15 protein-coding genes are annotated in these 22,327 nt (G+C 46.7%); 5 read left to right on the top strand and 10 right to left on the bottom strand.

Translation table 11 applies throughout. The features are described from left to right. Positions 1 to 244: 244 nt before the first annotated feature. The 3 genes from GF401_03785 to GF401_03775 all read right to left on the bottom strand — a co-directional run bounded on the left by GF401_03785 (position 245) and on the right by GF401_03775 (position 3,345). Positions 245 to 1,783 (bottom strand): nickel-dependent hydrogenase large subunit, encoded by a 1,539-nt coding sequence (locus GF401_03785; protein MBD3344166.1) that lies wholly within the window; start codon positions 1,781 to 1,783, stop codon positions 245 to 247. A 99-nt stretch (positions 1,784 to 1,882) separates the two neighbouring features. Continuing rightward, positions 1,883 to 2,818 carry a hydrogenase small subunit gene (locus GF401_03780; GenBank protein ID MBD3344165.1) on the bottom strand — a complete coding sequence of 312 codons (936 nt, stop codon included), beginning with the start codon at positions 2,816 to 2,818 and terminating at the stop codon, positions 1,883 to 1,885. A gap of 38 nt (positions 2,819 to 2,856) precedes the next feature. Then, positions 2,857 to 3,345 carry a hydrogenase maturation protease gene (locus GF401_03775; protein MBD3344164.1) on the bottom strand — a complete coding sequence of 163 codons (489 nt, stop codon included), beginning with the start codon at positions 3,343 to 3,345 and terminating at the stop codon, positions 2,857 to 2,859. A gap of 243 nt (positions 3,346 to 3,588) precedes the next feature. Between GF401_03775 and GF401_03770 the strand changes: the two genes are divergently transcribed. The 3 genes from GF401_03770 (at position 3,589) to GF401_03760 (ending at position 8,232) form a co-directional block, all read left to right on the top strand. Next, positions 3,589 to 5,676 (top strand): hypothetical protein, encoded by a 2,088-nt coding sequence (locus tag GF401_03770; GenBank protein MBD3344163.1) that lies wholly within the window; start codon positions 3,589 to 3,591, stop codon positions 5,674 to 5,676. 45 nt (positions 5,677 to 5,721) lie between these two features. Further along, entirely contained in the window at positions 5,722 to 6,348 is a 627-nt protein-coding gene (locus tag GF401_03765) for a hypothetical protein (protein ID MBD3344162.1), read from the top strand. A gap of 165 nt (positions 6,349 to 6,513) precedes the next feature. Next, the gene (locus GF401_03760; GenBank protein MBD3344161.1) at positions 6,514 to 8,232 is read left to right on the top strand and encodes a hypothetical protein; all 1,719 of its coding nucleotides are present in this window, start codon (positions 6,514 to 6,516) and stop codon (positions 8,230 to 8,232) included. Between the two features lie 1,263 nt (positions 8,233 to 9,495). Here GF401_03760 and GF401_03755 read toward each other — a convergent pair. From GF401_03755 to GF401_03745, 3 genes are all read right to left on the bottom strand, one after another. After that, entirely contained in the window at positions 9,496 to 10,449 is a 954-nt protein-coding gene (locus tag GF401_03755; GenBank protein ID MBD3344160.1) for a hypothetical protein, read from the bottom strand. Positions 10,450 to 10,565: 116 nt separating this feature from the next. After that, positions 10,566 to 11,408: an iron chelate uptake ABC transporter family permease subunit gene (locus GF401_03750; protein ID MBD3344159.1), complete on the bottom strand. Its 843-nt coding sequence runs from the start codon at positions 11,406 to 11,408 to the stop codon at positions 10,566 to 10,568. Further along, a complete protein-coding gene (locus GF401_03745; protein ID MBD3344158.1) occupies positions 11,405 to 12,211 on the bottom strand; it encodes an ATP-binding cassette domain-containing protein in 807 nt (268 codons plus the stop codon). The genes GF401_03750 and GF401_03745 overlap by 4 nt, the downstream gene beginning before the upstream one ends. A gap of 482 nt (positions 12,212 to 12,693) precedes the next feature. Between GF401_03745 and GF401_03740 the strand changes: the two genes are divergently transcribed. After that, on the top strand, positions 12,694 to 14,151 hold the full coding sequence (locus GF401_03740; protein ID MBD3344157.1) for a hypothetical protein: 1,458 nt from the start codon (positions 12,694 to 12,696) through the stop codon (positions 14,149 to 14,151). A 465-nt stretch (positions 14,152 to 14,616) separates the two neighbouring features. Continuing rightward, positions 14,617 to 17,856, top strand: a complete 3,240-nt coding sequence (locus GF401_03735) for a fibro-slime domain-containing protein (protein MBD3344156.1) — start codon at positions 14,617 to 14,619, stop codon at positions 17,854 to 17,856. A 33-nt stretch (positions 17,857 to 17,889) separates the two neighbouring features. Here GF401_03735 and GF401_03730 read toward each other — a convergent pair whose 3' ends face one another. From GF401_03730 to GF401_03715, 4 genes are all read right to left on the bottom strand, one after another. Then, positions 17,890 to 19,371 (bottom strand): hypothetical protein, encoded by a 1,482-nt coding sequence (locus GF401_03730; GenBank protein MBD3344155.1) that lies wholly within the window; start codon positions 19,369 to 19,371, stop codon positions 17,890 to 17,892. Between the two features lie 98 nt (positions 19,372 to 19,469). Continuing rightward, positions 19,470 to 20,525, bottom strand: coding sequence for a methyltransferase domain-containing protein (locus GF401_03725; protein MBD3344154.1), 1,056 nt, complete (start codon positions 20,523 to 20,525; stop codon positions 19,470 to 19,472). Next, positions 20,518 to 21,735: an alanine/ornithine racemase family PLP-dependent enzyme gene (locus GF401_03720; protein ID MBD3344153.1), complete on the bottom strand. Its 1,218-nt coding sequence runs from the start codon at positions 21,733 to 21,735 to the stop codon at positions 20,518 to 20,520. The genes GF401_03725 and GF401_03720 overlap by 8 nt, the downstream gene beginning before the upstream one ends. Next, the gene (locus GF401_03715; protein ID MBD3344152.1) at positions 21,728 to 22,189 is read right to left on the bottom strand and encodes a GNAT family N-acetyltransferase; all 462 of its coding nucleotides are present in this window, start codon (positions 22,187 to 22,189) and stop codon (positions 21,728 to 21,730) included. The genes GF401_03720 and GF401_03715 overlap by 8 nt, the downstream gene beginning before the upstream one ends. Positions 22,190 to 22,327 lie beyond the last annotated feature (138 nt).

The following is a 22,327-nucleotide window of genomic DNA, read 5'->3' as shown; positions in this document are numbered from 1 at the left end:
GTATAACCAAAATCGGAAAAAAGGGAAAATTTATTGCCGATTCGTTTTACGCTCAGCTGAACATCCTGATACGCATTCAGCTTTGATACGGTTGTATCAATACGGTTCTCTCGTCCGTAGAGCGAGTTACCCCAGGAAAAATCAAGCTCGGCAGCAAAGGTACAGGACCATATAATTATTGGTAATACAATTTTTATGGTATAATTGGTCATGCTCGTATTATTCCGTTGGTATGTTCTGTTTTTCATTTCGAGTTTCCAATAACATGGACCGCACAGGCGATACAGGGATCAAAAGATCTCACGATCCTCGCCGGTTCGATCGGGTTGTCGGGATCGGCAACCGGAGTGCCGATAAGCGATTGCTCCATCGGACCGGCAATCCCGTTGTCGTCACGGGGAGCGCCGTTCCATGTTGTCGGCACAACGCACTGGTAATTATCGATTGTGCCGTTTTTAATTGCAATCCAGTGTCCCAGCGCACCACGGGGGGCTTCACCCAACCCCATGCCTTCACTCTCCTGTGGTATTTCATAGGTAGACCGGGCCATGGCACCGATTTGGATTTCATCCAGCCACTGATAAGCTTTTGTGCAAAGAATTTTACATTCCAGAGCCCGTGATGCATGCCTTCCCAGTGAGGAAAAAAGCGCATCAACTCCGAGTCCGGTCGATTGCAGCAATGAATCGATCTCGTTTTTAATGACCGGATTTCCTGAGGTGTAACCCACAACCATTCGGGCAAGGGGACCGACTTCCAGAGGTTTCCCACCGTATCGTGGGGATTTCATCCAGGAATAAGCGCCTTCCTTCTCCGGTTGCGGATCTGTAGCGCCCTTTGAAGGGTGTAAACCGGTTGACGATTTATACCGGGAGTGTTTAACATGCTCTGCAATCAGAGAGGCGTCAAAGGATTCCCCGGTTTCTCCGGCATAAATCCCTTGAGGAAACAAAAAGGACCCGTCTTGTTCATCAAATTCTCCATAGGTAAGAAAATCGGTAAATTTACCATAGGAAAAATAATCCGAATAGGCATTTGCCACCGCGAGGACATCGGGAATATAGGCGTTTTTAACAAAATCTTCTATTTCCGAAATAAGCGCTCGATACTCTTTAACCTGCTCTGTCGACGGGACCTGAGCAAGGCCGCCGGGGACAAAGGAAATGGCATGTGGTACCCGTCCGCCGAACATGGCAACCATTTTATGGGTTTTCATGCGGATTTCGAGTGCTTTGAGATAATGAGTAATTGCGGCGATATTGAGATCGAGATCCTGGATGTAAAACTCTTTACCCTCATACCGGGGCAAAAAGGGTGCAGCGGCCGTGATCGCATCTTTTCTGCCCTTCTTGGCCTCCAGCTCAGACTGGACCCATTGCTTCACATAATTGATTTTTTCATCATTGCCCGAGTATTTCAGTACGGCGGTGATATCGACATAGTCGGGCGCGGCAAGATGATAAAAGTGAAGGATATGCGACTGAAGATAGTTGGCGCAGAGGGCCAGATTACGCAGAAGTCTGCCGTTTGAATTGGTCGTGATTCCCAGCGCCGAATCGACGGCACGGGTGGAGACAATCCCGTGAGATATGGGGCAAACACCACAGATCCGCTGGGTAATCTGAATCGCATCCGCGGGATTTCTGCCCCGGAGGATCATTTCGAATCCACGAAACATGTCGCCCCGTACGTGGGCCGCAGCTACCTTGCCACCCTCAACTTCCAATTCTACTGAAAGGTGGCCCTCAATGCGGGTAATCGGATCTATTAATACTTTTTTCATAATCGGAGTTGGAGTAAAGTACTGGAGTAATGGGAAGAAACCATGCCCTCGCTTTCGGGCCTGCCCGGAACTCCACTATTCCATTACTTCATCACTTTTCTATCCTTTCTTGTGTTCATACAATCCCCGTTTCCCGGTGTCCGGGAATGCCGGTTCGGTACATCCAATACACCCGGAGCCCGATCCGGTGCAGGAATTGACACCGCCAAGCCATTTCCTTTTGGGGATATCGCAGTTTGTATCTATTCCAAGACAGCCAAGTTTATATAAACAGCCTTCATCGCCCCATTTTTCTGCAAATACTTCCTGCTTGTAGTATTGAAGGCGTTCGCAATTATCATGAACCGTGTCTTTGAAATAGAGCAGTGGACGGCCGTATTCATCCAGTCTGGGCCTTCGTTTCAGAACAACCTGTACCAGCGTACCAACCATCCAGTCGGGATGGGGAGGGCAGCCCGGAACATTGATGACGGTTTTTTGAGGAAGTATTTCTGCGACTGATTGCGCTCCGGTCGGATTTCCCCCGGTTGCGCGCAATTCGGCTGCAGGTATACCGCCATAGGTAGCGCAGGTTCCAACAGCTACCACCGCTCTGGCCCGGGACCCAAGCTCTTCTACCCATTCCCGTATTCCTTTATGATGACCGTCGATTTCACCAAGAGTACAGTAAAGATCGGACTTTGAAGGAATAGACCCTTCAACAACCAGAATATAGTCGTCGCGTTTATTCTCCACAGCCTGCCTGATAATATTAATAGCTGTATCACCTGTTGCAAAACTGATTGTCTGGTGAAAATTCAAACTGATATGGGCTGTAATGACACTGGCAATATCAGGGTCGATACTATTGAGAAGCGAAACAGAGCAGCCGGAGCAGGATTGTCCTTGAAGCCATATCACCGGTGTCTGCTTTCCCGCCTTATATAATGCCTTTTTACATCCTTGCAAAAGCACATTGGGGAAAGCAAGCGCAGCGCCAAAGCCTCCCATGAGATGAATAAATTCTCGACGTTTCAGGAATCTCCGTCCTTTCACAAACAGAAATCTGGGTTTATTTGTATTTGCTCATGCTATCACGATTGCATAAACAAGTCAAAAATATAATTATCTACACCAGCCAACCTCAATGCTAATTCGGCAGCTTTTGGAATAGCCTTGCGCACTGAGGGGGATAATGATAAAGAACATGTCGTTATATTTTTTACACTTACGGCAACTATGTCCAGTAGGGGAGTGAATCCTATCATCGTAAGCGTCGTAATGATTTCTTTTATGCCTGCCTGATGTAGTGAAATATCTGTACTGCCCGATGATATCGCATCTACCGATAGGTGCTGTACTGTTCCCGGAGAGGCGGAAGAAAGCATGGCATCGATAAGTATAACTCTTTTTTTGCCCTCGAACAAAGGAAGAAGGTCGAATCCGGCTGTTCCGCCATCTTCAATTTCAATATGATCGGGCAGCGGTGCCGATCTGTTCTTGATATAGTTAACAGCATGTACCCCCACACCATCATCCGATTGTAAAAGATTGCCGATTCCCAGGATAAGAATTTTCTCCATTCAGCTCCTTTCGAAGAACTGGCAGCTTTTCGCCTTTTCCTCCGCCAAATCCTCCAATAAATTAAAATAATATAACGGAATTCAAAAAAAAGGATTAAAATCCAGGTAGGCATTAAAGATTTATGTTAACATAAAAAAAAAAAGAGTTCAATTGTTAATGAAACCGAAAGAAATCACTCATATAGATGGTATATTATAATTTAACAAGCCAAAGATGCTATATTTATAAAAGGAGGCGTATATATGAGGAGAAATCAAACGATGAGTGCAACTATTTCATTTGTCGTGTTTTTCTGGGTCTTTTGTCCCGGCTTTGCACAAACAAGTGTCGTTGTCGATTATGCACCGAATGCAGGTGATCTCAAGCATTTCTGGAATGAGACCGGCATTTTATATACCGCACGATTTTATGAACCGAGATTGCGTCAACAACTCGATTTTATGGGTGCAATACCTCATGATAGATATTATGTCCGTCCGCTCTGGCTTTTAGACCTTGTTGAAGGTGATATCAACAGCGATAATCCATCTTATGATTTCACGAAACTGGATAGTGTCCTCAATCCTATTGTCCATAATGATTTGGGCGTTACGTTCCCCCTTATGGGCCCTAAAGACAATGTATGGAATTATGATATTTTCGCCACCGATGAAGGGGAGCGTACCAGGTATAAGCAGTTCATAACGGATGTTGCTTCCCATGTAATTGAAAAATACGGGGCTGAGGAAGTTCGGACCTGGATGTTTGAGACCAATAATGAGCCGGATGTTTCGGCTTTCGGCATGTCGACTATTGGTGCTGAAGATTTTTATGCCTATTACGATGCCTGTTCCGAAGGGTTGAAAGCCGCGGATACCGAATTGAAATTCGGGGGGGCCGCCATTGCGCGAGGTATCAGCTCTTTCAACCGGTTCAATATTTATGACCATTGCGCCAATGGAACGAATATTTTCACCGGGGAACAGGGGGTCCGACTCGATCATATTACCTATCATAAAAAAGAGTCTCCTACCGAACAGGTCAATCAGGAAATCGAATTTATCGATTGGATCCATACAAATTACCCTTCCCTTGTTGATATTCCAATTATTAATAATGAAGGAGATGCACAAGGGGGGTGGGCAAATTATTATGGGTGGCGTGCCAAACCGAACATGGCGTCCTTTACCGCGAATTCTGTTAATCAGCACATTGTCCGTATTATCGACAGTATGGGAGTTAATTACGGCGGACTTGCCCGTGATAATATTCATCTGGGCGAATTCGGTCAGCGGGTGCTTATGGTACCCTTCGGCAGCGCAACCCGATTCAGCCTGGTGAAACTTCCTTCATACACTATCCTTGTCGCCATGGCGTTGCTGGGAAAAAAACGTATTACGGTCACTGAGGCGCCACCGGTTACCGATAATATCGGTGTGATAGCAACCAGAACGGCGCAGGATGATATCGCGCTTCTTCTCTATCACGACAGCGTAAAAACTCCGGAACAGGGACCGGTCCATGAAATATCGGTGACGATCAACAATATTCCCTTTTCATCGGCCATGTATACCCATTACCGTATCGATGAGACCCACAGCAATCCGTACAACTATGTGGACCCCAATGACGGCGATAATATGGATGCGCAGCGTCTTGCGGATATGCGGCTTCATGATGAACTGGAATATCTTGAAGAGCCGGTTCAGGTGGATATCGGCGGCGGTACGTTTACGAAAAATATCGATTTGCCTTATAACACCGTCAGTCTTCTTGTAGTGACACAACAACCCGATTCACCACCCGCCGCGGTCGGTAACGTCAATGTCAAGCAGTACGGGGGGATGTATCAGACACGGGAGTTCCTTGTTGAGTGGGATGAAGTGCCGTCAAAGAATATCAAAACCTACGAAATTCTTTATTCCGCCACAGAGGATGGCCAGTATTCCCGGGTTAATGAACAGGATGTCGTTTCCGCGGCCTATCTCCATTCCGGACCGGCCACAAAGGGCTATTATCGGGTTCGGGCGGTCGATTACTGGGGACAAACCGGACCGGCGACAGCTGAAACTGGAGTTTTGTCAAATTGGCGAGTAAAATCCACACCAGAGATATATGCCGGTAATACAATATTTTATGATGGAAAATCTGTTCGGTTAGTTAGAAAACAAACTGTTCCCGTGCATATAAGTCTCTATAATGCTCAAGGAAAAAAAATGTTCTCGATTACGGATAATGATAAGGCACGTATGACAATCGGTACGGGCGGATTAACTCCAGGAATTTATACGCTGAAAATTTCCGGCGCCGAATTCAATTCTGTCGGTTCATACAAGGTTTTTGTTTACTGATTACCGGTCGAAAAGGTGGAGGGAAATATGGGAAATTTTACAATAATGAAAAAAAACCTTTGGGGCCTCATTTCTCCAGCAATTGCGCTATTTATTGTAAGTGCCGTCGGTGCTCTTTATGCACAGGTCCGGATTCAATGGGTTTATCCCGGTGTCCAGGATGTCCCCATGCAGGCGACGTCCCCTTGTACAGTTGAGTTTGATACCGAAATATCGGGGCTGACCGACAGTGATACCATGTATTACTATTTTATTTTCAGAATGATCGATCCCGACTGGAATGAAATTGTCAGTGAAGCTGTTGTTACCGAAATGCCCTATGAGACTACTTTCGTGAATCCCTATAGCGAACCGGTTGAAATCTGGTATGAACTCTACGGCAAGGTTAATGATGAGGGGAACCAAATTTTTCCGGTTGGAGAACCTAATCCCTCGGCCTGGTTTGTTACTCTCGCCCCCTCATCAAACAGCATCAAAAAGGGAACACTCCGATTCGGACATGCGATTCCTGCGAACAGCTCCCGGGCCGTCTTTACCCTCGATGGCCGAAAAGTAACATCGTCTCAATCGCTCCCGGGCAGGAATGCTTTCCCGGTTCCTGCATGCCTGCACATCATACGAAATAGAAATATCGGGGGATTAAAAAGACTGAGGTTTCAGGATAGGCCCTGAGTCTGTAGCCGAGACGTTCGTTCTCCAGCCCTCTTTGAAGCGCTTCCATGTCGGTTTTTGGCGAACAGCTCCTTGTATCGCTCTTTTCTGTTTGTACATGCTCGGTGCATTAAGTGTATTTTCAAATCTTTTGAAACAGAACATACACTAGCATATTATTATTACATGAGCAATATATTTCACCGGTGCCGTATACGTAGTCGGAGGCTGCTTGCTGTTTCTTTTCTTGCCGTGCTTTCTCTCTGCAGCAACGACCCTTCTTCGCCCCGGAACCGTGCTCCACAAATATTAACAAACACTATCGACTCGTTAATGCTCCCCGAAACATGCCGGGTCGGAATTGTTGTAACAGATACACTCCACATTTATGAACCGGACGGTGATTCACCAATTATTGAATATTTTACCATTTCTCCCTGTGTACGAATTACCGACAGTGTCATTCACGTTTCTCCAATCGAAAAAGATACCGGATTGCATCAGGTTGTATTTACCGTACGCGACAGTCGCGGTCTCAGTGACCTTGCCGAATGGACTTTTGCCGTTCTTGATACTAATCACCCTCCGGTCTTTCTTACCGATTCCGGCGACATGAAATCCTTTGTCTTTGTCGGTCGGCACTACCGGGATACACTTGCTGTTTATGACAAGGACCGGGATGACACGCTTAATCTCGACCTGGTGGTCATGCCCGACAGTTTTACGGCGGTGGATTCTTTTGTGAACTGGTTTCCCCATGAAAAAGATACCGGGTTCCATGAAATCTTTATGGTCGTTGCAGACCCCTCTGGTAAAAGCGACACTCTTCAATGGACTGTTACTGTACAGGATACCAACCACTGGGCGTATATTCTCTATGATTCTGTTTCCCTGCACGATTCGATCAGTGTCGGTTCCCTGTATTCGGATACCATCCGTGCCCGGGACAGCGACGGCGACAAACTCTACTACGCACTTGTTGATTCCGTTCCTTCGGTGCAGCTTGTTGATTCGGTATATTCATGGATGCCTTCAGTTGAAGACACGGGGACGCACAGGATAACCGTTACGGTTACCGACAGCGGGGCGCCGGCCGATACCCTTTCGTGGAACGTAACCGTGTGCGATACAAATCATCCCCCGGTAATACTGTCGCCTGTCGAGGGGCTCCCCGATACGGTTTACGCGGCTATGGAAATGCGTGATACAATTCGTGTTACTGATTCCGACGGTGATTCTTTAGCGTTCTTTTTTGGCGACAGTTCAGACGGAATGGTCCTTCTGGATTCGCTGTTTTCATGGATTCCCGATTCGGCCGATACCGGTATTCACTCTGTAACTGTTTCCGTTGCCGATCCTTTTGGTGGCGTGGATACGCTGTCGTGGTCTCTTTGCGTGAAGTTGTTCAATAATGCCCCTCGATTTATTACCTCTTCAGAGCAAATGACGGCACTGATTCATCATACGACGCTCTATGAGAGGCCTGTAACTGTTAATGATAGCGATAAGGATCTCTGTGAATTATTCTTTATCGACAGTGTGGCCGGGATGACCCTTACCGATTCACTGATCACCTGGGATCCATCGGACAGTGATACGGGGTCTCATTTTATTGTCCTGGGCCTATCAGACAGTCGTGGGGGGAGCGATACTCTGAGGTGGGAAATCTATGTTTACACCGGAACCGCTCTACATCCTTTACCCATAAAGACGATGGATGGCTTGGGGATCCCTCGAGTTTGCCGGAGGGGTATTTTGTCTTTTCAAATGTTGATGTTCCCGGTGTCTACAAGTCGCATTACCACCCCTATAAGCCCTGGCTGGTGGCGCATACCGACGATGCCAGGGCGAGTTGTCTCTGCATATCTGAAAACGGCAAGTGGATTCTCTATCTCGATGAATTGACCCAGACTCCCTGGTTGATTACCCACAACGGGTTGCATAAAACCGAAGTTCCAGTTGATAAATTAAATACCAATTACCCCAGGGTCGTGGGTTTTGTGAGGAATAGTCCTTATGGTGAAGAGATATTTTATCTTTACAATTCGCAGGTGATGAAGGCGATACGGGTATATTTTGAAGAAGATACCGTGTTTTTCGGCGCACACCGCACGCTGGTCGATTTCACCGGCTCATCGCCCCGCTGGGAATTGGCCGCCGCGTCATGGGCTAATTTCGGTGTTGCCGGGGATCAGGTTTTCGGAAGAATGGATAACTGGGTAACCGGCTCTCGCTGTGCCCGGTCGGAGTATATTACAATTCCTGATAACGGTATCGGCATGGCTACTGTTGATGATATCTATACTTGGAAAGATGACACATACCGCCGTGTTGACGGCTGCTCGCATACAATGAGCCATGACGGCTCCTTATGTGCATCAGTGCCTTCATTTATTACTGATATCAGTAAGTGCGTTCCTGTCGGACATGCCGGCGTTACATTAACCGAATTCCGGAGAGCAGGAGATCCACCGCTAAACTATTATAGCGAGCATTATAATCTCAATGCTGTCTCCAACAATTTTTCACCACCTCAGGTTCGCCCGGATATGGAAGCATGGGGCTGGTATTTCGGTAATAGCAACGACTATCTAATCGCGAAAAACGATAAAGAATCCCAATGGCAGGGAGTCTGGATTGTGCATTGGCAGAGCAATGAATGGATTCTGCTGACACCTCAGGATACCACGATTGATGCCCGTTCAACCGCCCTGTATTTCGGCCGGGTTCATTTCAGTGAAGACCCCCGTGATACAATCCCTTCCGATACAAGCGACAGTACATCAGATCGTTTTGATCCGGTATACAGTGTTGTCAGTCCCAATGGTGGTGAAGAATATGCTGTTGGAGAAATCTGTTCGGTAAAGGTCGGCTCCGAAAAACCGGGCAATGCCAATCTCAAGATTGCAATCGACGCCGGGAAATGTCAGTTTGCACTCCCGGGATTTACCAAATCAATTGATCCTCAAACCGATTCGATAGTTACCTTTACTGTTCCTGAATATTTTGTAAAGCATTACTACAATTCCCAGACGGGCAGTCTTGACACTCTCCACATTTCGGCGCTGTCCGATTCCTGTTTAATTATCATCGAGGATTATGATCCCGCATCGGGATACGGCGATTATTCCGATGGTTTTTTCCGTATTGTTGAATAAAGCGCAACGATCAGTCATGTTGTAAATCCTGTCCGGAGGATGGTTCCATCGATTTTACTATGGAGGGCCGATCATTTTTCAGCAGGTCAAGATAGAGCTTGACGGCTTTCTTTTTATCCCAGGCGGTGAATCGGAACATCGGATTTTTATCGGTTCGTTCCATGCTTGCGACAAGCTCTGGTTTGTTAAGATAGAGAATGATAGTTTCATCCCATATCATCGAATGCTTTGTGCCGAATTGCTTTTGCACCCTTGGATCACGATGCGTGAGTGCGATAAGCCATGCGGCGGGGGTGTTAATTTTATCGATTCTGTCATAGAGAGATTTATCAAAGGGGATAGGATTATCTCCAGATGGAGCGAAGGACCAGACTGGGATAGATGATTCGAAAACGAGTGTGGCAGCTTTTATATCGCGGAGGGTATTCCAGGCCGGATTTTTTGAGTCCGGAGCGTTTCCGAAGTATAATACCCGTGTAACATGTTTGAGGATATTCCTGTCTTTTTGTATAACTTCTGCAAGATTGGTAAGCGGGCCGAGACAAATATAGGTAACCGGCTGTTTTTCGTGATTGAGTGCACTTTCAATTATAGTCATAGCCCTCGGGGGCTTTTTCTTTGGCTGGTCGGGCGGAGGCCATTGAGTCCATCCCAGAGTATTTGATTTCTCACGCCAGGGTGGCGTATTGATCGGGCCGCCGATACCGGTTGGAATCGGCGTTATGTTCATATATCTGAAAATCCGTTGGACATTTTCATACCCGGCTTCAGGTGATGATGAACCATCTGAAGTAACCACCGCTTTTATCTGAATGTTTGGCGAACAGAAAAGCAATGCCAGCGCCCGGGCATCGTCAAGCCCCATATCAGTATCGAGAATAACCGTTGTTGGAGATTTCTGTGAAAATCCGGGAAAAATTATTATTGTACCAATGATTAGTATTTGAACTAATTTCTTGAGCATCGGTTTTGTGATTCCCCTGTTATGGTTTTAATTGGTAATTTCATGGTGGTCGAATTTTTAATGAAACTAAAAATAATGAGAAACCATACCGTGAGCAAAGGAAATGAATGTCACTTTTACATTTTATTTTGTAATCGGGACATTCCAAGGGCACCAAGGTATACCAGACCCGAAAGCTCGATAATGGTGGCGCCAACCGGAAGCTCGGGACTGTAACTGATAATAAGCCCCAAAACGATTAATATCATGCATAGCACTGATGACCAGAGCATCATTGATGACAACCGGTGAGTGAATCGCGAAACTGTGGCGGCAGGAAGAGTCAGGAGCGCAATAACAAGCACAATCCCAACGACCTGGACAAGAAGTACTGTGGTAAGAGCGGTGAGTATGTGAATAATCATGATATATAATCCTACCGGTATCCCCTTGGCAAGAGCGGCTTCTTCATTAAAACAAACCGCGAGAATACGGTTATAAAAGAGAACAACTGCGGCAATTATAATCAGGTCAAGAATTGCCATCAAAAGAACATCCTGCGATGAAACCATGAGAATGCTTCCGAAAAGATAGCTCATCAGATCCTGGCCGTAGCCGGGGGTTTTCATAATAAACGTAATACCGATCGCCATGCCGAGAGCCCAGATAATGCTCAAAATCGAATCGATCCGCTCTTTGCCGTAGACCGTGACCCATCCGATAATCAGCGCAGCAATCAATGCTGCAATTACGGCGCCGGTAAGCGGGGTAAGCCAGGAAATGTCATAGACTGTCTGAAAGAATCTGGCCACTCCCATGCCGCCGAGAATGCAGTGAGAAATCGCTCCTGCAATATAGGTAGAACGACGAACAACAATCAGGCTTCCAACGACCCCCGAAGATACCGAAGTGAGCAGGCCCGCGGCAAGGGCTAATTGAAGAAATGTATAACGCTGCAGATCCTGAAAAAAATCTATCATTCGGCCTCAGATTTCCTGTCGGTTAATTCCGCACCGTGCGGCAGAGTCTGGGTGCGAGAATGGTCGAATACATGGCAGTTCATGGCATGGTGCAATACCGCCATTGTTCCTCCATATGTCTTGGCAATGGTATCCGGATGCAATTCGTCGATAGGGTTTATTACTGCTGTCCGGTTTACACAGAGTACATGTGAAACCGTACTGATGACCGTGTTAACGTTATGAGAAACCGAGAGGATTGTCATTTTTTCTTTCAGTGATGAAAGCGTTGAATGAATCGCCTGTTCTCCTTCGATATCGATGTTAGCGGTGGGCTCATCGAGGATAAGAATTTTTGGTTCTCCGGACAGGGCCTGAGCGATCAGCGTTCGTTGCTGCTGTCCGCCGGAGAGTTCGGCAAAGGGCTTCAACTCCATGCCTTTCATGCCAACCTCTTCAAGCGCCTTTTCGGCGTGGCGTTTATCTTCTCGTGAATAGGGGCCTACCCAATGATTATGTACCCGACCCATAAGAACGATATCCATAACCGTGGCGGGAAATCGAGAGTCGTACTCCATGTGCTGCATGACATACCCTGTTTGTGCCCGTGCCTTTTGCGGTGATTTTCCAAACACCCTTATCGTTCCTCGCTCAGGTTTAATCAGTCCTAAAAGCAGCCGGAGAAGAGTCGTTTTGCCGCCGCCGTTCGGACCGACTATACCAACAAAGCTGTTGGCCTCAATGGTAAATGAAACATTATGAAGCACTTCATGGCGGCCGTAGGAGAAACAGACTTTGGTGAATTCGACAAGAGGAACGTTCATTATTTGTCAAATATTAATAAAATCAACAGATGCGATAAGGATTCGGAAAAAATAATTATTTTTTGGTAGTTAGATTTGAGTCTCCTCATATCTGCTTTCAATATACCTTATGGTAATGTAATTTCGGAGGGGACAATTCGAACGCAATGTCTTGAGCAAACAGCAGCGAAACAGGGTTCAATAAAATAAGGATTGGCATGAAATAGATCGGGAAAAATAACCATCGGTGCAAAAAACTGTATGGACTGCTGGGATAATCTTTCCTGATCTGCATTCCTGACCTCCTCTGCAATCACGTGAATACCAAAAATAATCTTGAGCGGCGCAAAGAATAATTTAGTATATTAAATTAAGGTGAATACTTAAATTTTTTCCTACCATTCAGCATAAAAAAGTAAAAGGGCTTCCACTTTGTTGCATATCTGCACATTCAGTGGCAATGCTATGTGTCTGTATTTCATAATTATATAAAAGGAGCGGGGATGCTTAAAAAGGCATTTTTTTCCAGCCTGTTTGTAGTGGCAATATCGTTTTCCGTTTTTGCCGTGAGTGGTATATGTGTGTCTACTTATCATGGGCCTCTGGGCTATGGGATCGACATGCACACCATTATCAATGACCGGTGGATCGATTCGACCTTTCTGGTGAATGTTGAAAACAGAAATGACGCCCGTTTTCCGCAGATCAATTCCTATGGTACCCATGTAGCATTTTTTAAGAATGAGAGTGACGGCTGGTATGTTTGCGTGATGCGGCTTGGAGGGGTGAATAAAACGATAAAAAAGTTGACAAAAGTTCCCACCGGTGATGTTGGTGACGGGCGGATATGGAGTATGATTCTGGAATGGCCCCGGGGAGAGCATGTGTATTATACGACGAGTAAGAGCAATGAAGAGCTTTACCGTGTGCATGTTCAAACCGGTGACGCCGAAAAAGTGGTCGAATTCAGCAGCTCGGGGAACCAGATACAATTGTCCGGCAATGTAAAACTCGCCAACACCAGTCTCTGTTCAGGGGACTGGAGTATTATTCAGCTTCCCGAACTCGGCGGCGGTGTGCAGAATGTTACCTGTGGTAATACGATATTTGAGAATGGGAGTGGTTGCGGGTTGGGAATATCGCCTTCGGGGGTTCACACCATTCACAATAATAACGGTTTTCACAGCAGGGTCGCTGTCGGTAAAATCGACACGGTGACCTGGACATGGCAGCAGGACCGAAGTGTCGGGGAGGACGGTAATATCGATCATATCATGTGGAACTCCTGGTCGGTGGATACGCTTCTGAAAAACCAGGTGTATGACGACAAGAATCATGTGTATCGTGACGGCATTTATCAGACAATCGGCGGCGGCAACCTGACAATCGGCGGCTGGTCGACAAATTCGGATTATTGGGCGCTTATGTATTGTGGTTGGTCTCCCCAGGGTAGAGATTTCGAGGATGGCTCCAATATTATCGCCATGAACTGGCAAAAGGAAAAAACATTGAACCTGACCAGGCATCCGTGCAAGTACGATACAATTAATAATCCGGAGGGCTATGCTGAGAAAGCCTGGAATGGTGATTTCTGGATCAGCGCGCCGGTTGAAGATATTGCGCCGGGATATATCGATGATTATAATAATCGTGATAGTTATGAAATCGACGGTACCGATATCGAGGTGGCTTCCCTCTTCGATCGTTTCGACCCTGCGAATGATCAGGCCGGCTTAAGAGGCGCGGTTGTCCAAAAATCCAACAGGGGACTCAAAATACAATTGCCGCAAAAGGGAAAATATCTGGTTGAAATATTTGATGCCCGGGGAAGGATGGAGAGGCGGATCCACTGTGAGAGCACTACAATTATTCCATTGAAATCCCTCAAACCGGGAGTGAAACTGGTTAATATTTCAAATGGTACTGCTGTTGTGTGGACTGAGTCGATCACCAGATATTAGAAGCCGTCTCACCAATGTTCCCCTCGGCTGATCAGACTGGACGAGCCCATCTGCTTTGTTGCTTAATCGTTGCATAGGCCCGGTATGCGCCTGTCTCGTGCCTCACTTATGGCCTTGTCGCGTACCGATATCCCGGGTTCGTATCTATAAGACGGCTTCCGGCATTCGCTATAAGCCGGTTTGGTGGAGGGCATTAAAACCCGGGCGAAGCTGTTGGAGATTTGCTTTTTTTAATTTACTCCTCAAAAAAACTGATAGGCAAATTCAGTCTTGGCGCGAGGAACCGTCGGTGCATATTCTGCTTAAAATGATTGCCAAAGTTAATTGGTTCGGATTTAAAATGCAATCATTACAAAAAAATGATAGTTAAATTTTGGAAATTTGATATATTATAGATTAGGCGTAGGGCAGAAAGAAAAAACTTATTATTAGATACAACGCAGCGTTGTGAAATGGGAGCAAAATATGTTTTTAGATGGTGTCTTAATGGCGGTTTATTCGCTTAAATCAGGGGTTGTACGAGGTTATTCAAAATTTTCATTCCAGGCATTATTAATTATATCGACGGTTATACTCGCCGGCTTTGTTCGGCCGATCCAGGCACAGGATCCCGACTCTGTTGTAGATACCTCCTGGTTTCAGGTGATTATCCGGGATTTTAACTCTGAAGACCATCCGGATTTTGAGACTTTTCAGGGAAGCGATGCCAGAACGGGGGCAGTCGCCACCAGTATCGATACTACTGATGACACCTCATCAATCGCCGGTGATGAACGGGGGCCCCGGTTATTGGCCTCCGCTGTTGGAACAAAATGGTCGGGAGAAGATAATTTCGAGCAATGGTATAACGATGTTTCGGGGGTAAACCGGAAATTTGCGATCGAACTGCCTTTTCTGGTTCATGCAAACGGCCTGGTCACCTATATCGATTCAAATTTTTTTCCTCTCAATAGCGGGGAGCCCTATGTTTCCCTGAATGATCCGGCGTTGGAGCCCTTTGATGATTACTATGATGGAAACAACTTTTCCTTTACCACCGAATTCCATGCTACGTTCACCTACCTGCAGGACAAGGACCAGGTTTTTTCTTTTACCGGTGATGATGATGTCTGGGTGTTTATCAACGACTCCCTGGTTATCGATTTGGGAGGTGTCCATCCTCCACGAAGTGCATCGGTGCGATTGAATGATTTGCCCGACGGTTTTCTGGAAGACGGGAAGACCTATACCTTCGATTTTTTTCATGCCGAGCGGCATACGGTTGAGTCGAATGTGAGAATTACCACCAGTATCAAGCTGAATATCCGAAAAAAGACCAAAATAGTCAAAGCGAAAATCCGTGATTTCAAAGAAAAAAATACGATCGATACTGCGGGGATGCATCCTGATTTTAATTATTACAGCTGCGGCCCGACTTACGGCATGGTCCAGAATACCATCTTTGAAGGAGTTCAGAATTCCCCGTTCCCCGGAGATCACCGGCAGGTTGTTCTCAAGAGCGGGGCCGGCTGTGCCACCACCACTTCCAATTTCGGACAGTGGTACAACGATGTTGCCGGTGTCAATCGGCCCTTTTATATCGATATCCAGTTCGATGAAATCGACGGTGAACCGGGGGTATATGGTATATCGTTTCCCCAGTTTTTCCCTATCGACAACGACTCCAACTGGACACCCGCCTATCCCGGGGGACCCGACCCCTACGGGCACCTTCAAACCGACCATCCCGATCACAACTACGGATTTACTACAGAAATTCACACCCAGGTTACTTACAACGAAGGTACCGGGCAGTTTTTTATCTTCAGAGGGGACGATGATGTCTGGGCTTTTGTTAACGACAGTCTGGTCATGGATCTGGGCGGGGTTCATTCGGCAATCTCCGACAGCATCCGGCTCGACAGCCTTCCCGACGGCTTTCTGGTGGACGGGGTCGTCTATCCCTTTGATTTCTACCATGCGGAGCGGTATATCCCCGATTCACGGGTCACAATTAAAACCAACTTTCAGCTGGATACCTATGTGTTTGAGGGTATTGAAACACTGGTCCAGTTTTCCAATTTTCAAGATTTCACCGACGCCGATACAATCGAGGCGTATGTAAAGGCAAGTAACACGTTCTATATTCAGGTATATGATGACTCCAAAACTAAAGGAGTCGATACCACCGAAATCGAACTCATCGGCCCCGATGGAGAACGGGAAACCGTTCAGCTTATTGAAGCCGGTACCGGTACCTACCGCGGCTCGATCGATTTCGGCGATCCCGGCGCGAGAGTGTCGAATAACGATGTTTTTGATGTGGGTATCGATGATGATATTTCATTCTCTTTCCTCGGTATCGGACAGGAAGACCAGGGACCGATTACCGGGACGGTAACCCTCACGGCCTTCGATTCGGAAATAGCTTTCGGCAACAGTAGCTCTTATTCGGACCTTGCTTCTTTATCAGAGTTCAGAAAACGCTCCGATTCGTTGTTTATCCAGATCACCGACGATTCAAAAACATCGGGGGAGGATGAAGTTACCATAGAATTGGCAGGTCCCGACGGCGAAAGCGAAACGGTAACCCTGACCGAATCATCGCCAACCGTCTACCGCGGCGTAATCGCCTTCGGCCAATCTACAGACCGGACAAGTGGAAATGATATTCTCAACGTCGCTGTAGGCGATGAATTATCATATACCTATAACGGCATTAACGAAGATCAGAAAACCGGATCGACCACTCTTGAAGGCCAGGCGGCAAAGGTCGAGTTTTTCAATACCGGAAATTACTCCAATGAAATTATCGGTGGGTCTTACGGACGGTATAACGACACCCTCTATATTCAGGTGACCGACGATTCCAAAACTCCCGATACCGATGAGATTACGATTACCATTGAAGGTCCGTCGGGTGAGCGGGAAACGATCACCCTTACCGAGACCGAACCGGGAATCTACCGGGGCTCCATTCCCTTTGCACCAACAGATTCGAGAACCGCAGACAACGACGCCCTGGAAATTGATATTGGTGAAACCTACACCTATACCTACAACGGAATCGGAGAACCCGATCCCACAACAAGCACCACCGTTCTTTCTGGTGCACTGGGACAGGTCTACTATGCCAATACCGATGATTACAGTGATCAGGCAAAATTGACCGATTTCTATAAAACCGGCGATCTACTCTATATCCGGGTGTATGACGACGATAAGACCGCCGGTATCGATACCGTCACGATAAAACTCATGACGATGGGCAGTGAAGAGGAAGTAGTTACATTGATAGAAACATCGGCCGGGGTGTATGACGGTTCGATTGCATGGGGAAACGCTTCCGACAAGGTTGCCCATAACGGAGGATACGATATTACGATTGACGAGCAGTTTCAATACAAATATGACCCGATCGGGGAGCCGGCCGGTGATATTGAATTCGGCCGGCTGAAAGGGGTGGAAACTCCGGTAATGCGTGGACTTCAGAGGGGAATGATCATGAAATTTCAGGCTCTTACCACAGCCGGGGGGTCATTTTTTACCCTTCCCGAAAAGGGCATTCTGACCTTGTATTCTCTTGATGGCAGGGTAATCACCAGAAACCTGTTGCAGAAAAACAGTATATTTGCCGTACCTTCGGAAATTGCTGGCAAGATGGTGCTCTATACCTGGCAAACAAAGTCGATAGTAAAACAAGGGAGGATGCTGGTTGTAAAGTGACGTATCCTTTCAAACGGTAATAATAAAACCCTGTTATTCCATAGTGGCGTCTTTCGCCGGAGAGCGAAAGAGGGCAAGGGTAATAAGAAATACGATCAGGGAAACGGCGACGCCGAATACCGAAGTGTCGATTATCTCCATGAAGGTAAGGACATTCTCCGGCAACGGCAATTCAACTCCCTTACCGTTGAGCATCAGAATCCCCTTATACGCCAGCGCTGCGATAGTCGCCGTTATCATGGTGACCTTGATATGTCTGGAGTACCGGATCGAACGATTTTTAGTCAAAGCGCCCACGCAGACCGGGACGATTATTGCCGGGGCCCAAACATGATAGGTAAAAAGCAGCAGTTGAATAATATCGGACCACAGCATGGCAATAATGATTGCTGAAACGCCAAGGCAGATCGTGCAGAAACGGGCGGTTTTCAGAAGTGAACGCTTTTGGGTATCTTTCCATTTTAATTGATGTTCGAAGAGGTCTTTCACGAATATTGCCGTCGAAGAATTCAGAGCCGAATCGGCTGAAGACATGACTGCCATGAGAAGGGCGCCGATGATCAGGCCTGCAACCGCAGGGTTGTTCAGTTGTCTGATAACCATGGGAAGCGCCTGCTGGGGTTCGATATCGGGAAAGTGGAGACGGGCATAGAGAGCGATGACAAAAAGAATAACCGGAAAGGTAAGGGCAAGGAAAAAGCCGACGCCTGCAATGCCGATCCGCGTCTCCTTGATATTCTTCCCGACACAGTATCGCGTTGCATAGCCGGGAGCGAATGTTTCTCCCAGTAGGAAAGCAAGAAAGGTCGTTATCAGGAATACCCATCCCTTGCCGCCGTGGGGATAAAAGAATTTCATACTTACTTCCTCATTCATGGTTACATTTAATTCGATAATGTCGGGAAAGCAGAAGAAGAGAGTGATAACGAATCCAATAAAGAGTATGACAAATTGATAGACATCGGTATGGATAACGGCTTTGAGGCCCCCGGCGGTACTATACACGACAACCATCATGCCCCCGATAAGGATTGCCGACTTAAGGACCATCGTTGCATTGGCGAAATCGGGGAGTATGGCGGCGAGTACACTGCCGAAGGCGGCCATTTGGGCGGCCACAATAAATACCGAGAACAGAAGAGAGAGAATCATCACCAGGAAGCGGGGGCCTTCACCAAATCGCTTACCGAAAAAACCGGCGACCGTATAGAGTTTGGCTTCCCGAAACTGCGGTGCAACAACAAGGCCGGAGAATATAAAATGGAGATACCATCCCATTGAAACCAGGACCATAAGGATTCCCCATTCATAGGTCCTGGCGATCGCTCCAATCGATGCTCCTCCACCGATAACCGTTGCTCCCATGGTGCAAAACAGAAAAAACCAGGGAACAGTCCGTCCGGCAACAAGGAAATCATCAGTCGTATCAATTTCCCGGTGTTTTGAAACACCTTTGAAAAAGATAAAGAGCATATAGGCGGCAACAATGACCCATATTATCATTGTTTCAGTCATGCTGTCTTCCCCTTTTCGTAATTGATTAAAATTTTCGGCTCCTTTGGAGAATATTATCAGGCGGCATTGAGTCTGATGGGCGACTATCCGACTGCATTTTATCCGATCTGCTCAATATTCCAGTGATTCGCAAAATTTTTAAACGCACCGGTAAAATCGAGCACTGCCATTTGTGCGGGAGTTCCACGAAGACTGTCTATTTTGCTGCAGTCAACGTACCACGATGGAACATCTCCCCATAGCTCCGAAACCCATTGTTTGAACTGATCGCTGCCGTACCATCGGGAATTGTAGTCTTGATATGTTTTAATTATTCCGGTTTCCAGAGTTTCTTTTGTGGAATCCGGATCCCGGTACAGAGTGAATCCGGTTTCCAGTTTTTTATGATCCTTATCGAATACATCAACAACAATTGTATCGCTTGTGTCAAAAGCTCTTTTGTAGTAATGAGAAATCAAATGATAGTCCCGGCTGGAATATGTATCGGGCTTCAGCCAGACCGGCTGCCCGCAAACATCGAGGGTAGATTCGTAATTTCCCAGACCGAAATCTTTGAGCGCCTCCTTTTTATAGCCACTGATTATCGCCATTCCCTTTTTCTTTTCAACATATCGCCGCATGGTTTCAAAAAGGAGTTGTGCACCCTCGGGACCCTGCATTACCCCGACCGAGTTGCAGACACTTACCGCAACAGGAGTGTTTTCACCTTCATAGGAAGGAACTTCAAATGCTGATCCTACATCATAGGACAACGATTTTGGAATAAGATGGGACAGCCCCTGTTTTGCTGCTTTCTGCCGGGCGAGGATAATCATTTCTTCGGAAAAGTCGATACCGCCGATATGAACGATGCTTCCGCCGTTACGCAGATTTCCGGTAGAATGGGCGCTGTCTTTGTTGCCCGATTTAGCAAGAATGGATTTTCTCCCCAGTGTTATATGCAACCGCCCCGAACCACAGCCAAAATCATAGATATGTGCATGACGACCATGGTCACGGGTGAGTGTCACCAGAAGACGATCCAGTAGGTCTTCTTCGAATTCCTCATAAGCAGTGACATCGGGATGACCATTGACAATTTGCGTTTCATAAGTCTTGGCACATGAATTCCATGTACCCATATCGCGTGAATAAAGTTCGTTCAATTCAACCATTTTTCTTCGATCCTTTCGAATGTACGGGTGTTGATTGGGGAACCGGATCCTTTTTTATCACCGGGGACAGCCGGGCTATATTGGGCGGTGAATGGTGTACATCGTGTCTATCTCTGAATTTTGACGAATTCATTGGCTTGATATGCTTGGTTACATACCGGGTGTTCATAAGACGAAGGAGGGCGGAGTAGTTCAATTTGAAAGACAAATGGGAGCCGACACCGATGTCCGCGTCGTTCTCTCCGTCAAAATGAACAACAGTTATGTCGCTACTTGCTCCGACAATCCGACATGATGGATTGGTCGGGATTAATCCTCTGACATCGGTATCAAGTTCACCGACCGTTATAAGGGCCCGTCGGCCACGCTGTCCCGGTGAAATTTCATGTTCATTTGGATGGGGTTCAAAAGGAGCGACATCGGCAATTTCACCCAGCGGCTGCATGCTCTTGTGTTTTATTTCGGCAATCTCCGCCTCCAAGGTGAATACATCATCACGCAAGCCACTCAACGTACCCCGATTGATAAGATCGGTCCCTAAAAAAACCGATTCTCCGATACGCCAGTGATTAATCTTGGAAGGAATATCCTGCATGTTCAGAAGTGCCAGTGTTGCACTGGTTCCGGCTGATATAAAGGGCAATTGCCGTTTGAATTTCAGCTCTAAAAGCTCATGGTAGAGCACAAGCTGCATGAGCTGGTCGAGTGACGGCACCGTTCCGGACAGACAGCCGAGGTTGGAACCGATACCGATTACTTCAATGTGATCGAGGGTAAAGACTCGTTTATAGAATTTGATAAGGCTTCCGGGCAGTATTCCTTCCCGAAGGTCTCCCAATTCGATCATTATAATAATTCGGTGCTTGGTATTATGGGCCCGAGCCTCCTTATTTATCGCTTCGATTATTTCAGTTTCGCTATTGAGGCTTACATGGCAGAGATGAGCGACATCTTTAACAATCGATGGGTGAGGGACACGAAGATACCACCGTTCACAATCGGGATGAACGCTTTTCAGCTCCTTCAGGTTGTAAAGGCGTGTGTCTCCGGCGGAATGAATGCCGAGATTTTTCAGCTCCTCAAGAATTGAAGAGTCGCCACACAAAACTTTTGTAACAAGGGTCCAGACGCTCCCACGGCGGGCCATCATATTGTCGATATATTTGATGTTATGATAGAGCGCTTCAAGATTGATCGTGATTCTATTCATGGCGGAACCTCATATCGGCATATTTTGATATAAATCCCAATCGTTCATAGAGCCTTTTCGCCGGATTATCATATTCCACGTGAAGTTTGATATCTCCAGGACACATCTCGGCAGCATGCCGTATAAGCCGGCTTCCGAGTCCTTTTGACCGATACTCCTTTGCGACGGCAAAGAAAAGAAGAAGATTGGGGGGGACATATCCCGACATACCGGTATGAAGCATCACCAGAACGCCGGCAAGCTCTTCCTCGTGCTGGAGGCAGAGAATAAATCCTCCCTTTTCAGGCGGGGGTGAGACAGCGTATCGAATACCATTTTCAATATCCTCCGGGGGATCATGGTAAGGATGCATATGCTCATGAAGAAAATCGGTAAGTTTTTGAATGGTTATCCACGATGGAAACTGTCGTTCTCTATTATAGGTATGAATAGTAAAAGCATCAGGATGTTTCATTATAAAATTCCTTTTATTCAGCTAATGATTTTATGTCTCCGGCGACAGGAACTCCCTGCCGGATTCCGGAAAGCTATCCTGTATTTCCAAATATGAAATAATTCGGCTATATTTTGGATAAATTGTATTTCCGAGAAA

The organism is Chitinivibrionales bacterium (assembly GCA_014728215.1).
Classification (GTDB): domain Bacteria; phylum Fibrobacterota; class Chitinivibrionia; order Chitinivibrionales; family WJKA01; genus WJKA01.
This window is presented reverse-complemented; position numbering and strand designations above follow the sequence as displayed.